The sequence below is a fragment of the Actinomadura sediminis genome (assembly GCF_042675525.1).
Lineage (GTDB): Bacteria > Actinomycetota > Actinomycetes > Streptosporangiales > Streptosporangiaceae > Spirillospora > Spirillospora sediminis.
Map to the genome: position 1 here is coordinate 1 of NZ_JBHTJA010000142.1, position 13,660 is coordinate 13,660.

The 13,660-nt window shown below is 74.0% G+C and carries 10 protein-coding genes; all 10 read right to left on the minus strand.

Annotation, left to right across the window (positions count from 1 at the left end):
- Positions 1–1,036 (minus strand): cell division protein FtsZ (gene ftsZ / locus ACFQ11_RS34430; protein ID WP_378306514.1); only part of this gene is annotated, 1,036 nt, incomplete at its 3' end.
- Between the two features lie 492 nt (positions 1,037–1,528).
- A complete protein-coding gene (locus ACFQ11_RS34435) occupies positions 1,529–2,275 on the minus strand; it encodes a cell division protein FtsQ/DivIB (RefSeq protein WP_378306516.1) in 747 nt (248 codons plus the stop codon).
- Positions 2,276–2,433: 158 nt separating this feature from the next.
- The gene (gene murC, locus ACFQ11_RS34440; protein WP_378306518.1) at positions 2,434–3,855 is read right to left on the minus strand and encodes a UDP-N-acetylmuramate--L-alanine ligase; all 1,422 of its coding nucleotides are present in this window, start codon (positions 3,853–3,855) and stop codon (positions 2,434–2,436) included.
- Positions 3,852–4,946, minus strand: a complete 1,095-nt coding sequence (gene murG, locus ACFQ11_RS34445; RefSeq protein ID WP_378306520.1) for an undecaprenyldiphospho-muramoylpentapeptide beta-N-acetylglucosaminyltransferase — start codon at positions 4,944–4,946, stop codon at positions 3,852–3,854. Before murG ends, murC begins: the two co-directional genes overlap by 4 nt.
- A gap of 25 nt (positions 4,947–4,971) precedes the next feature.
- Positions 4,972–6,273, minus strand: a complete 1,302-nt coding sequence (gene ftsW, locus ACFQ11_RS34450) for a putative lipid II flippase FtsW (RefSeq protein ID WP_378306522.1) — start codon at positions 6,271–6,273, stop codon at positions 4,972–4,974.
- Positions 6,274–6,284: 11 nt separating this feature from the next.
- A complete protein-coding gene (gene murD, locus ACFQ11_RS34455) occupies positions 6,285–7,742 on the minus strand; it encodes a UDP-N-acetylmuramoyl-L-alanine--D-glutamate ligase (RefSeq protein WP_378306524.1) in 1,458 nt (485 codons plus the stop codon).
- Positions 7,739–8,794: a phospho-N-acetylmuramoyl-pentapeptide-transferase gene (gene mraY, locus ACFQ11_RS34460; RefSeq protein WP_378306526.1), complete on the minus strand. Its 1,056-nt coding sequence runs from the start codon at positions 8,792–8,794 to the stop codon at positions 7,739–7,741. The genes murD and mraY overlap by 4 nt, the downstream gene beginning before the upstream one ends.
- Positions 8,791–10,230, minus strand: a complete 1,440-nt coding sequence (locus tag ACFQ11_RS34465) for a UDP-N-acetylmuramoyl-tripeptide--D-alanyl-D-alanine ligase (RefSeq protein ID WP_378306527.1) — start codon at positions 10,228–10,230, stop codon at positions 8,791–8,793. Before ACFQ11_RS34465 ends, mraY begins: the two co-directional genes overlap by 4 nt.
- The gene (locus ACFQ11_RS34470) at positions 10,227–11,762 is read right to left on the minus strand and encodes a UDP-N-acetylmuramoyl-L-alanyl-D-glutamate--2,6-diaminopimelate ligase (protein ID WP_378306528.1); all 1,536 of its coding nucleotides are present in this window, start codon (positions 11,760–11,762) and stop codon (positions 10,227–10,229) included. The genes ACFQ11_RS34465 and ACFQ11_RS34470 overlap by 4 nt, the downstream gene beginning before the upstream one ends.
- Positions 11,763–11,855: 93 nt before the next feature.
- Complete coding sequence (locus tag ACFQ11_RS34475) at positions 11,856–13,592, minus strand: peptidoglycan D,D-transpeptidase FtsI family protein (RefSeq protein WP_449193664.1); 1,737 nt, start codon at positions 13,590–13,592, stop codon at positions 11,856–11,858.
- Positions 13,593–13,660 lie beyond the last annotated feature (68 nt).

A 13,660-nucleotide genomic window follows, 5' to 3' on the forward strand; every position in this document is an offset into this window, starting at 1 on the left:
CGGCGGGCGCGGAGGCCGGTGGCCGCGGCTCCGGCCGCGGCGGGGGGGGCGACTTGCGGTGGTCCGGCTCCGGGGCCGGCTTGGCCGGACGGCCCTCGTCGAACCCCGCGGCGATCACCGTCACCCGGACCTCGTCGCCGAGCGCGTCGTCGATGACCGCGCCGAAGATGATGTTCGCGTCGGGCGCGGCGGCGTTCGACACCAGCTGGGCGGCCTCGTTGATCTCGAACAGGCCGAGGTCGGAGCCGCCGGAGATGGACAGCAGGACGCCGTGGGCGCCGTCGATGCTGGCCTCCAGCAGCGGACTGGAGATCGCCATCTCGGCCGCCGCGACGCTGCGGTCGTCGCCGCGCGCGGAGCCGATGCCCATGAGCGCCGAGCCGGCGCCGGACATGACGGACTTGACGTCGGCGAAGTCCAGGTTGATGAGGCCCGGCGTGGTGATGAGGTCGGTGATGCCCTGGACACCGGACAGGAGCACCTGGTCGGCGGCCTTGAAGGCGTCGAGGACGCTGACCTGCCGGTCGGAGATCGACAGCAGCCGGTCGTTGGGGATGACGATGAGGGTGTCGACCTCGTCGCGCAGCGTCTCGATGCCGGCCTCGGCCTGCATCGCGCGGCGCTTGCCCTCGAAGCTGAACGGGCGGGTGACGACGCCGATCGTCAGGGCGCCGAGCGAGCGCGCGATGTTCGCCACGACCGGCGCGCCCCCGGTGCCGGTGCCGCCGCCCTCCCCGGCGGTGACGAACACCATGTCGGCGCCCTTGAGGACCTCCTCGATCTCCTCCCGGTGGTCCTCGGCGGCCTTCCGGCCCACGTCCGGGTTGGCGCCGGCGCCGAGGCCCCGGGTGAGCTCGCGGCCCACGTCCAGTTTCACGTCGGCGTCACTCATCAGCAGCGCCTGGGCGTCCGTGTTGATAGCGATGAACTCGACGCCCTTGAGTCCCTCCTCGATCATCCGGTTGACGGCGTTGACGCCGCCGCCGCCGATGCCGACGACCTTGATGACCGCGAGGTAGTTCTGCGGTGCTGCCACGACGAGGGGCCTTTCCGCTCGCTCTATCCGACCGCCTGACCGGTCTTTCGACCGTGCCGCCGCGGTGTTTCCTGACCTGTGTGCAATTGGCGCGAGCCGGGAGCGTCCGGTCCGCCGGACCGGGCCGCCCTCAACCCTCACCCTCAACTTGAGGCTTACAGTTATGTCAACCTGAGGACTGATACGGACAGTAGGGCGGCCTTACCGCCAGGGTCAACTAACCTCCCCCGAACTCCACCGGCGTGTCGCACTCGGCGCCGGTTTGCCCAGGTTGGCGACGCCATCGGCGCGGGGGCCATCCTCCCATGAGGGCCGCTTCCCGCACCGTCCCGCCGCGTAACGTCCGAATCATCCGTCTCAGCCGTCCCAATCCACCGGCCGCGTCCGCGGCCCGCCCGTCCAGCGTGCCCCATCGGACGGCGCCGCGCGCCTCGACACACGCACCGGAGCCGAACAGGTCTTCCGAACGGGTCTCCCGAACGGCCCGCGAGGTCAGCTCGTCATGAGGACGTCCGGGGAGCTGACGTCCACCCTCCGCACGGCTCGCCCCGCCTCGGTCCGCTGCAGGGCCTCCAGCAGCCGGATCTTCTCGTCGGCCCGTCCGGCCTCGCCCCACACGACCGTCCGCCCGTCGTTCAGGAACAGGGTGACGGCCTCGGGCGCGGTCGCCTCGACCTCGGCGACCAGCCCGCGCAGGGAGTCCGGCAGGACGGTGAGGACCCGCAGCGCCGCGAGCGTCGCCGCGTCGGACGGGCCCGGGGCGCCGACGCTCAGCGTGGGCAGCCCGGACGGGCGGGCCGTGCCGTCGGCCACGACCACGCCGTCCCCGTCGATGCGGTGGTACCGGCCGCCGCGCTCGAACACCGCGACCGGGACGCGCTCGTCCACGACGATCCGGACCGTGCCCGGCCAGTGCCGCTCGACCTCGGCCGACTCGACCTCCCGCAGCCGCTCGACGCGGGCGGCGATCTCGCCGGTGTCGAGCCGCGCCATCGGCACGCCCAGGTCGATGCCGGCGGCGGCCGTGATGCGGTCGCGCGGCGCGAGGTCGGTGCCGCCGACCTCCACCTGCCGCACCACCAGCAGGCGCGAGCCGAGCAGCACCCACGTCACGGCGCCGAGAACGCCGACGACCAGCAATGCGACGAACACCGCCTTCCAGCGGCCGCCGGCCCGCTCGTCCTCGGCGGGCTCCACCGCCTCCGCCGGCTCGCGCCGACCCGCCCGCGACTCGGTCATGACCCAAGCTTGACAGTCTCCGCCCGGACGGCCGCCCACCACGGCGCCCCCGGCGTGTCACCCTCGCGCGCGGCACACGGCCCTCGGTGCACACGGCCCTCGGTGCACACGGCCCTCGGTGCACACGGCCCTCGGTGCACACGGCCGTCGGACGCCGGTCAGCGCCGCCCGAGACGCTCCAGGATCGGCGGGCCGAGCGCGGTGACGTCCCCCGCGCCCAGGGTGATGACCAGGTCGCCGGGCCGGGCCAGCGACGCCGCGATCCCGGGGACGTCGTCCCGGACCGGCGCGTACACGGTCTCGGTTCCCGGCGGGACGGCGTCGGCGACGAGCTCGCCGGTGACGCCCGGCTCCGGGTCCTCGCGGGCGCCGTAGACGTCGAGGACGACCGCGACGTCGGCGAGGCCGAGCGCCGCGCCGAACTCGGCGGCGAAGAAGCGGGTGCGGCTGTACAGGTGGGGCTGGAACACCGCGATGAGGCGGGGCCCGTCCTCCCCCGGCCCGCCCTTCTCCCGCGCGTAGTCGCGGGTGGCCTCCAGGTCGGCGGTCACCTCGGTCGGGTGGTGGGCGTAGCTGTCGAACACCTCGACGCCGCCGGCCTCGCCCTTGGGTTCGAGCCGCCGCATCGCGCCGCCGAACGCGGCGAGGCCGTCCCGCACCGCGGCGTCGTCCAGGCCGAGCGCCTGCGCGACCGCGACGACGGCCGTGGCGTTGAGCGCGTTGTGCCGTCCCGGGACGCCGAGGGCGACCTCGCCGACCCCCGCGATCTCGAACCGGGAGCCGAGGCCGCGCGGGGTGAATCCGGTCACGCGCAGGTCGGCGTCCTCGGCCACCCCGTACGTCCGGACGGTCAGGCCCCGTTCGCGCGCGCGCCCGGCCAGCTCCATCGCGACCGGGTCGTCCGCGCCGGCGACGAGCGTCCCGCCCGGTTCGACGCGGTCGACGAAGCGGGCGAAGTTCTCCTTGACCTTCTCGAAGCCGCCGTAGTTGTCGAGGTGGTCGGCCTCGACGTTCGTGATCACCGCGATGTGCGGCGTGTACATCAGGAAGGAGCCGTCGCTCTCGTCGGCCTCGGCGACGAACACGTCCCCGGTTCCCTCGTCGGCGCCGAGCCCGGTGGTGACGAGCTGCCCGCCGATGCAGTACGACGGGTCGGCGCCCGCGTGCTGCAGCGCGACCGTGAGCATCGACGTGGTGGTCGTCTTGCCGTGCGTGCCGGCGACCGCGACGGCGCGGCGGCCGGCCATCAGCGCGGCGAGCGCCGCGGACCGGTGCAGGACCCGCAGGCCGCGCCGCCGCGCGGCGACGAGCTCGGGGTTGCCGTCGCGGATCGCGGTCGACACCACGACGGTGTCGGCGTCCCCGAGGTGCGCGGCGTCGTGCCCGACGAACACGTCGGCGCCCATCGCGCCGAGCTGCGCGAGCAGCTCGGAGTCGCGGGCGTCGCTGCCGGACACGGCGATGCCGCGCCGCAGCATGATCCGGGCGATGCCCGACATCCCGGCGCCCCCGATGGCGATGAAGTGCACCCGGCCGAGCTCCCCGGCCGGAACCACCTCGCTGGGATCGATCAGGCTCATCGCGCGGCGCCCGCCGACCGCACCACGTCGTACACCATCTGCGCCAGCGCCGCGTCGGCGTCCCGGCGGCCCATCCGCCCGGCGGCCTCCGACATGTTCGCGACCCGGGCGGGGTCGGCCAGGACCGGCAGCAGGTTCTGCGCGATCCAGTCGGGCGACAGCTCGGCGTTGTCGACGAGCAGCCCGCCGCCGGCGGCCACGATCGGCTCGGCGTTCAGGTGCTGCTCGCCGTTGCCGATGGGCAGCGGCACGTACACCGCGGGCAGCGCGACCGCGGCCAGCTCCGCGCAGGTCATCGCGCCGGCGCGGCACATGGCCATGTCGGCGGCGGCGTAGGCGAGGTCCATGCGGTCACAGTAGGGGATCGTCACGTACTGTGGTCCACCCGACACCGGTTCGGGCTCCTCGGTGTTCTTCGGCCCGACGATGTGCAGCACCTGGATGCCGGCCTGCCGGAAGTACGGCGCGGCGGCGACGGCGGCCTGGTTGAGCGCCCGGGCGCCCTGCGACCCGCCGAAGATCAGCAGGGTGGGCAGGTCGGGCAGCAGGCCGAAGTACGAGCGGGCCTTGTCCCCCATCGCGAGCCGGTCCAGCGTGGCGATCTCGCGGCGCAGCGGGATCCCGACGAACGTGGGGTTGGGCAGCGGCGAGTCGGCGTGCGACACCGCGACGTGCTCGGTGAACCGGGCGCCGAGCTTGTTGGCGAGGCCGGGCTTGGGGTTGGCCTCGTGCACGATGATCGGGATCTTGCGCTTGCGGGCGGCGAGGTACCCGGGCGTGGCGACGTAGCCGCCGAAGCCGACGAGGACGTCGGCCTGCGCCTGGTCGATGACGGCCGCCGCCGCGTTGATCGCGCCGCGCAGCCGTCCGGGCACCGTCAGCAGCTGGGGCGTCAGCGTGCGCGGCAGCGGCACCGGCGGGATCAGGGCGAGCTCGTAGCCGCGCTGCGGGACCAGCCGGGTCTCCAGGCCGCGCTCGGTCCCCAGGCAGACGATCCCGGTGTTCGGGTCGTTGCGGCGCAGCGCGTCCGCGAGGGCCAGGGCGGGCTCGATGTGTCCGGCGGTGCCGCCGCCGGCCAGGACAACCCTCATGCTCGTTGACAACTCCTCATGAAAATCACCGACGTGCCAGGCCTAGCCAGCTTAGAGCCCTCACGACCGGTCCGGGGCCCCGTGCGGAGAGTGCCTGTCTCGCGCCGGGCTCCCGTTTCGCGAAGGCGAGCAGCATGCCGAGCGCGAGCAGGGTCGGGATCAACGCGGAACCGCCGTACGACACGAGCGGCAGCGGGATCCCGGTGATGGGCAGGACGTTGATGACCGCGCCGATGTTGATGACGGCCTGGACGACGAGCCACGCGGTGACGCCCGCGGCGGCGAGGCGCGTGAAGGTGTCCTGGACGCGCTTGGCGATGCGCAGCCCCGCGTAGGTGAGCAGCCCGAACAGGCCCAGCACGACGAGCGTGCCGGCGAGCCCGAGCTCCTCGCCCACGATCGCGAAGATGAAGTCGGTCTCGGCGTGCGGGAGGTAGTCCCACTTGGCGCGGCTCTCCCCCAGGCCGATCCCGAACAGGCCGCCCGACGCGATCGCGTACAGGCCCTGGACGCTCTGGTAGCTGCTGGTGAGGGTGTTGCCGGACGGGTCGAGGAACCCGGTGAGGCGCTGCATCCGGTACGGCTCGACGACGATGAGGATCGACACGAGCAGCAGCACCATCCCGGCCATCCCGACGAACAGCCGTCCGGGCGCGCCGACCACCCACAGCAGCGCGAGGAAGATCGTCAGCAGCACCAGCGTGGTGCCGAGGTCGCTGCCCAGCATGACCAGCAGCACCAGGAACCCGGCGCCGGGCAGCAGCGGCACCAGCAGCGGCCGCCACTCGGTGAGGTGCCCCAGCCGCTCCTTGCGGGCGAGCAGGTCGGCGCCCCACAGCACCAGGCCGAGCTTGGCGGGCTCGGACGGCTGGATCTGCACCGGCCCGAGATCGATCCAGCGGGTCGCGCCCCACGCGCTGCGGCCGAGGCCGGGCACCAGGACGAGCGCGAGCGCCACCATCGACAGCAGCAGCAGCGGGTAGGCGAACGCGCGGAACGTCTTCACCGGCAGCCGGGACGCCAGCCACATGCCGGGCAGCCCGATCCCCAGCCACAGCGCCTGCTTCTGCACCAGCGTGTACGCCGAGCCGGTCGCCTGGAGCTGCTCGACGCTGGACGCCGACAGCACCATCGTCAGGCCGAGCGCCACCAGCAGCACCGTGCAGCCGAGCACGAGGTAGTAGGACGTCAGCGGGCGGTCGAGCAGGCCGACGGCGGCGACCGCGCGCTCGCGCGGCCCGAACCGCCGGGCGCGGGGGCCGCCGGCCCCCTTCCGGTCGCCCGGCGCGGAATCGGCCGGTGCGGACCCGGCCGGCACGGAGGCCATCGCGCCGCGCCCTACCGGGTGCTCCGGGGACCGTCCCCCGGTCCGGCGCCGCCGCCGGCGGCCGCGCCGCGGGACGCGGCGAGCCGTTCGACGGCCGCGATGAACGCGTCGCCGCGGGCCGGGTAGTTGGCGAACATGTCGAAGGAGGCCCCGACGGGGGCGAGCAGCACGGTGTCGCCGGGACGGGCGAGCCCGGCGGCTTCGTTGACGACGCGGTCCATCGCCCCAGTGTCGGTGTCGGCGACGTCCACGACCGGGACATCCGCCGCGTGTCGCGCGAGCGCCTCGGCGAGCCGGTGCCGGTCGCGGCCCATCAGCACGACCCCGCGCAGCCGCGCCGCGCACGATCGGACCAGGTCGTCGACGTCCAGGCCCTTCAGCAGGCCGCCCGCGATCCACACGATCGGCTCGTAGGCGGCCAGGGACGCGGCGGCGGCGTGCGGCTGGGTGGCCTTGGAGTCGTTGACGTAGGCGACGCCGTCGACGTCGGCGACGTGCTGGATGCGGTGCGGGTCGGGGACGAACGCGCGCAGGCCGTCCCGGACCGCCTCGGGCGGCACCCCGTACGCGCGGGCGAGGGCCGCCGCGGCGAGCGCGTTCGCGACGTTGTGCGGCGCGAACGGGCGGACGTCCGGCAGCGCGGCGAGCTCGGCGGCCTCGGTCGCGGGGTGCTCCGTGTACGCCCGGTCGACGAGCAGTTCCTCGACGACGCCCAGTTCGCCGGGCCGCGGCACCCGCAGGGTGAACCCGACGCGGCGCTCGACACCCGGGGCGTTCTCGGCGAGGGCCGTGGACGTGGGGTCGTCGGCGTTGTGGACGGCGACGCAGCCGGGCGCGTAGATCTTGCCCTTGGCCTCGACGTACGCCTCCATGGAGCCGTGCCAGTCGAGGTGGTCGGGGGCGATGTTGAGGACGGCGGACGCGGCGGGGGCGAGCGAGCTCGACCAGTGCAGCTGGTAGCTCGACAGCTCCACGGCCAGGACGTCGTGCTTCTCGGCGACCGCCTCGACGATCGGGGTGCCGACGTTGCCGACGGCGAGGGCGTCGTGCCCGGCGGCGGCGAGCATGCACGCGAGCATCCGCACGGCGGTGGTCTTGCCGTCCGTCCCGGTGATCGCCAGCCAGGGCGCCGCGCCCTCGGCCGGGCGCAGCCGCCACGCCAGCTCCACCTCGCCGATGATCTCGATGCCGGCGTCGGCCGCCGCCGCGAGCAGCGGCGCGTCCGGGCGCCAGCCCGGCGAGGTCACCACCAGGTCGAGGCCCGCGGGGAGGGTGTCGCCGTCGCCGAGCCGGACCGCGACCCCGAGGGCCTCCAGTTCGGCGGCGAGCGCGCGCCGCTCCTCGTCGTCGCGGGCCTCCACGGCGGTGACGCGGGCGCCGCGCGCGGCGAGGGCCCGCGCGGCGGCCGCGCCGGACACGCCGAGCCCGGCCACGCAGACCGCCAGTCCGTCCCAGGGACCGTTCGTCACTTCGGCATCCACTCCAGGTAGAACAGGCCGATGCCGATCCCGACGAACAGGGCGGACATGAGCCAGAACCGCACGACGATCGTGGTCTCGGCCCATCCGGACAGCTCGAAGTGATGCTGCAGCGGCGCCATCTTGAACACGCGTTTCCCAGTCATCTTGAACCCGCCCACCTGGATGATCACCGACAGGGTGATCATCACGATGAGCCCGCAGAGGACCGCGAGCAGCAGCTGGGTGCGGGTGAGGATGGCCAGGGCGACCAGCACGCCGCCGAGGGCCAGCGAGCCGGTGTCGCCCATGAAGATCTTGGCCGGGGGGGCGTTCCACCACAGGAAGCCGAACACGCCGCCGAGCACGGCGGCGGCGACGACCGCGAGGTCCAGGGGGTCGCGGACGCTGTAGCAGTTGGGGGCGAGGGCGGCGGAGCAGCTGTTGCGCAGCTGCCAGTTGCCGATGACCACGTACGCGGCCAGCACCATGCCGGCGGGCCCGGCGGCGAGGCCATCCAGCCCGTCGGTGAGGTTGACGCCGTTGGACATCGCCGCGATGAGCAGCAGCGCCCACAGCACGAAGAAGTAGGGGCCGATCGAGGGGCCGAAGTCGCGCAGGAAGGAGATGTGGGCGGAGGCGGGGGTGACGTCGTAGCCGTTGGGGAACCGCAGGGACGCGACCGCGAACACGACGCCGACCAGGATGATCCCGATCATCTTGGCGCCGCTGCGCAGGCCGAGGCTGCGCTGCTTGAACACCTTGATGTAGTCGTCGACGAACCCGACCAGCCCGAGGCCGGTCATCAGGAACAGCGCGAGGATCCCCGAGACCGTGGGGGCGTTCCCGGTGATCAGGTGGGACACCGCGTACCCGACGAGCGACCCGACGATGAAGACGGTGCCGCCCATCGAGGGCGTGCCGCGCTTGGTGAGGTGGGCCTCGGGCCCGTCGTCGCGGATCATCTGGCCGTAGCCGAGCCGGTTGACGATCCTGATCCACACCGGGGTGCCGAGCGCCACGAAGACCAGCGACACCCCGGCGGCGATCATGATGTCGGTCATCGGGCGGCCTCCGCGTCACCGGGTCCGCCGTCGGCGGGCGCCGTCGCGCCCGCCCCGCGCCGGCCGGACAGGACGCCCTCGGCGACCCGTTCCAGGCCCGCCACCCGCGATCCCTTGACCAGCACGACGTCCCGTGGCGCGAGCCGCTCGCTGAGCGCGGCCACCGCCGCGCCGACGTCATCCACCTGCACGCACTCTCCCGTCCATGACGTCGCCCGGGCGGCCCCTTCGGCCATCGCGGCGGCGTTCGCGCCGACGACGATGAGGCCGGCGACGCCGCTGCGGGCGACATGCTCCCCGATCTTGGCATGTTCCGCGGCGGACGAGTCGCCCAGTTCGGCCATTTCGCCGAGGACGGCCCAGGCGCGGCGGCCGCGGGCCATGTGGACGAGCACGTCGACCGCGGCGCGCGTCGAGTCCGGGTTGGCGTTGTAGGCGTCGTTGACGACGGTGACGCCGTCGGCGGTCTCGGTGACCTCCATCCGCCACCGGCTGACCGGCTCCGCCTCCGACAGCGCCGCGGCGATGCCGGCGGTCGCGACCCCGGCGGCGCGGGCGGCCGCGGCGGCGGCCAGCGCGTTCGGGACGGCGTGCGAGCCGTGCAGGCGCAGCGCGACCGGCGCCGAGCCCTCCGGGGTGACGAGCGTGAACCGGGCGCGGCCCCGCTCGTCCAGGGTCTCGTCCACGGCGCGGACGGTGGCGTCCGGCGACCGGCCGAACGTGACGACGGTCGCGACCGTGCGGGACGCCATCGCGCTGACGAGCGGGTCGTCGGCGTTGAGGACCGCGGTGCCCTCGGGCGTGAGGGCCTCGACCATCTCGCCCTTCGCCTTCGCGATCATCTCGCGGCCGCCGAACTCGCCGACGTGCGCCGTCCCGACGTTGAGGACGACGCCGACGTCGGGCCGCGCGATGCCGGTGAGGTAGGCGATGTGGCCGATGCCGCGCGCGCCCATCTCCAGCACCAGGTGCCGGGTACCGGAGTCGGCGCGCAGCACGGTCAGCGGCAGCCCGATCTCGTTGTTGAACGACCCGGGCGGGAACACCGTCGGGCCGGTGCGGCCGACGACCTGCGCGATGAGGTCCTTGGTGGAGGTCTTGCCGGCCGACCCGGTGACCGCGGCGACGGTCGTGTCGGGGAGCCGTTCCAGCACGCCCCGGGCGAGCCGCCCGAGCGCCTCCCGCACGTCGCGGACCAGCACGGCGGGTCCGTCCACGGGGCGCTGCGCGAGCACCCCGGCGGCCCCGGCCGCGAGCGCGGCGGGGGCGAAGTCGTGGCCGTCGGCGCGCTCGCCGGGCAGCGCCGCGAACAGCGCGCCCGGCTCGGCCGCACGGGAGTCGACGATCACGGGACCGCGCACCACGGCGTCCGGGGGGCCGCCGTGCACGGTCCCCTCCGTGATCTCCGCGATCGTCGACAGCGGAAGTGGGATCACGCCTGCGTCCCCGCCCCTCTCGTCTCACCCAAGTGGCGCCGCAGCGCGGCGCGGACGACCTCGCGGTCGTCGAACGGATGCACCTCGCCGGCCATGTTCTGGCCCTGCTCGTGCCCTTTGCCCGCGATGACCAGGACGTCGCCGCGGCGGGCCCGGCCGACGGCCAGCGCGATCGCGGCGGCGCGGTCGGGTTCCACCACGACGCGCGCCCGCTGCTGCTGCGGCACCTTCAGCCCGCCCTCGACCATAGCGTTGAGGATCGCGAGCGGATCTTCGGACCGGGGGTTGTCGTTCGTGAAATACGCCATGTCGGCCAGCCGCAGCGCGGCCTCCCCCATGAGCGGGCGCTTGCCGCGGTCGCGGTCGCCGCCGCAGCCCAGCACCAGCGCGAGCCGCCCCTCGGTCACCGGGCGCAGCGCGGTCAGCACGGCCTCCACCGCGCCGGGCTTGTGCGAGTAGTCGACGAGGGCGACGAAGTCCTGCCCCTCGTCGATCCGCTCCAGCCGCCCGGGGACGCCCGGGCAGGACGCGACGCCCCGCACGGCCGCCTGCAGCGTGATCCCGGCCTCCACCAGCGCGACGATCGCGGCGAGCGCGTTCGCGACGTTGAACGGGCCCGGGAGCGCGACGCCCGCGTCGGCCTCGACGCCGCCGGGCCCCACGACGCGGAACGTCGCGCCGTCCGCGCCGAGGCGCACGTCCTCGGCGCGCCAGTCGGCGCCCGGGTCGCCCGACGCGGAGAACGTCGTGGTGGGGACGGTGGCGATCTCCAGCAGCTCGCGGCCGTAGTGGTCGTCGAGGTTGACCACGCCGACGCCGGAGTACTCGGGGGTGAACAGGCGGGCCTTCGCGAGGAAGTAGTCCTGCATGGTCGGGTGGTAGTCCAGGTGGTCCTGCGACAGGTTCGTGAACACCGCGACCTCGTAGCGGGCGCCGCCGACGCGGCCCTGGACGAGCGCGTGGCTGGACACCTCCATCGCGGCGGCGCCGACGCCGCGCTCGCGCATCATCGCCAGCAGCGCGTGCAGGTCGGTGGCCTCCGGCGTGGTGAGCGCGCTCGGCACCGTGTCGCCGCCCGCGCGGATCTCGACGCCGCCGACCAGGCCCGTCTCGAGCCCGGCGGCGCGCAGCCCCGCCTCGACGAGGAACACCGTGGTGGTCTTGCCGCTGGTGCCGGTGACGCCGATGAGGGTGATGTCGCGGCCGGGCTCGCCGTACACCCAGGACGCCGCGTCGCCGAGCCGGGCGCGGACGTCCGGGACGACCAGGACGGGCAGGCCGGTCGCGGCGGCCCGCTCGTGCCCGGCGGGGTCGGTGAGGACGGCGACCGCGCCGGCCCGCGCGGCCTGCGCCGCGAACTGCGCGCCGTGCGCGCGCGTCCCCGGCAGCGCCGCGTAGACGTCGCCGGGCCGGACCGCCCGGGAGTCGTGCGTGATCCCGGTGGCGGACGCGCGCCCCAGATCACCGGCCTCGATCCCGAGCAGCTCCGCGAGCCCGCTCAGCGGACGGGCCGGATTGGTGGTCGGACGCATGACGTGACTTTCGGTGGAATCGGAACGGAACCGCCGCGGCGTCGGCGATGAGTTCGGCGGTGGACTCACGGCGTGGAAGGGTACTCGCTGCGATCAGTCCCGCGCGTGGGTCCGGATCGTCGGCGGTTCGCTTCCCGTCGGCGGAATCTTCTGTGTCTGCAGCGCGAAGCTCATCACGTCCCGGAAGACCGGGGCCGCGACGTCGCCACCATAGTGGCTGCCGCGCCTGGGGTTCTCCAGGACGACCTGAACGACCAGCCGCGGGTCGTCGGCCGGGGCGAACCCGGCGAACGACGCCACGTAGCCGCCGCCCTTGTAGGAGCCCGTGTCGGGGTTGATCCGCTCGGCCGTGCCGGTCTTGCCGGCGACCCGGTACCCCTCGATCTGCGCCTTGGGCGCGGTACCCTCCTCGGTGGTGACGCCCTCCAGCATGTCGCTGATCTGCCGCGCGGTGCGGGTGCTGACGACCCGCCTGCTCGCCGGCTCCTCGGCCGGGTCGAACTCGTCGTTCTCGTCCACGGTCCCGGCGACGAGGCTCGGCTCGACCCGGACGCCGCCGTTGGCGATCGTCGCGTAGACGCTGGCCATCTGCACGGCGTTCACCGAGAGACCCTGCCCGAACGCGATGGTGTGCCGGTCGGTCCCGGACCACCGGTCGGGCGGCCGGAGGCTCCCGGCCGTCTCCCCGGGCAGGTTCAGGCCGGTCTTCTCCCCGAAGCCGAACTCGCGCAGCGTCCTGTAGAGCTGTTCCTCGCTGATCCGCTCGGCGGCCAGGATGGTGCCGACGTTGCTGGACTCGGCGAGGATCCCGGCGAAGGTGAGCCGCTCCCTCGGGTGCGGGTGCGAGTCGTGGAAGAGCTCGTAGCGCCGGATGCGGTCGGGCACGACGAACGGGGTGTGCGGGGTGACGCCGCCGTGCTCGAGGACGGCCGCGGCGGTGGCGACCTTCCCGGTGCTGCCGGGCTCGAACGCCTTCTGGACGAGCGGGCTCCCCCACACGTCCGGGTTCGACTCGCCGTACTCGTTCGGGTCGTAGCCGGGCGCGGAGGCCATCGCGAGGATCTTGCCGGTGCGCGGGTCCATGACGATGACGCTGCCGCTCTCGGAGTTCGTCGCCTTGACCTGATCGGTGATCGCCTGCTGCGCCTTGTACTGCAGGTCCTGCAGGAGGGTGAGGCGGACGCCGCGGCCGGGGACGGGGGCCTGCTTCTGGTCCTCGCCCATCGGGATGTGCTGCCCCTCCAGGCTCAGCTCGACCCGCTGCCGGCCGTCGCGGCCCGCGAGGACGTCGTTCATCGCGGCCTCCATCCCGGCCGCGCCCTCGCCCGAATCGTTCACGAAACCTATGACGCCCGCCGCGAGCGAACCGTTGGGATACTCCCGGCGATACTCCGGCAAAGTTCCGATCCCGGCGAAACCCCATTCGTTGATCATGCGGGCCTTCTCCGGCCGCACCCCGTGCGCCAGGTACACGAACTGGGTGTCGGGCTTGCTGACCGCCTTCATCACGGTTGCGGGGTTGAGCCCGAGCGTGGGCGCCAGCGCGTTGACGATCTCCTGCCGCTTCTCCGGCTCGATGATCGACGGGTCGACGAACACCGACCGGGCCTCCACCGTCATCGCGAACGGGTTGCCCTTCGCGTCGGTGATCTCGCCGCGGAGGGCGGGAAGGTCGATCTCCTTGACCCGCTGCCGCAGCGCGAGCTCGGCGTACCGGTCGTCGTCGATGGTCTGGAGCTGGACGAGGCGCCCGGCGAACAGCGACAGCACGAACGCCACGGCGAGCAGCCCGATGTTGAGGCGCTTCAGCGGGTCGCGGCGGACGAACACGCCGCGGTGCCGCCGCGGGCCGGGCGGCGGGCCGGGCGGGCCGCCGCGCCGCGGGCGGCCCGGCCGTC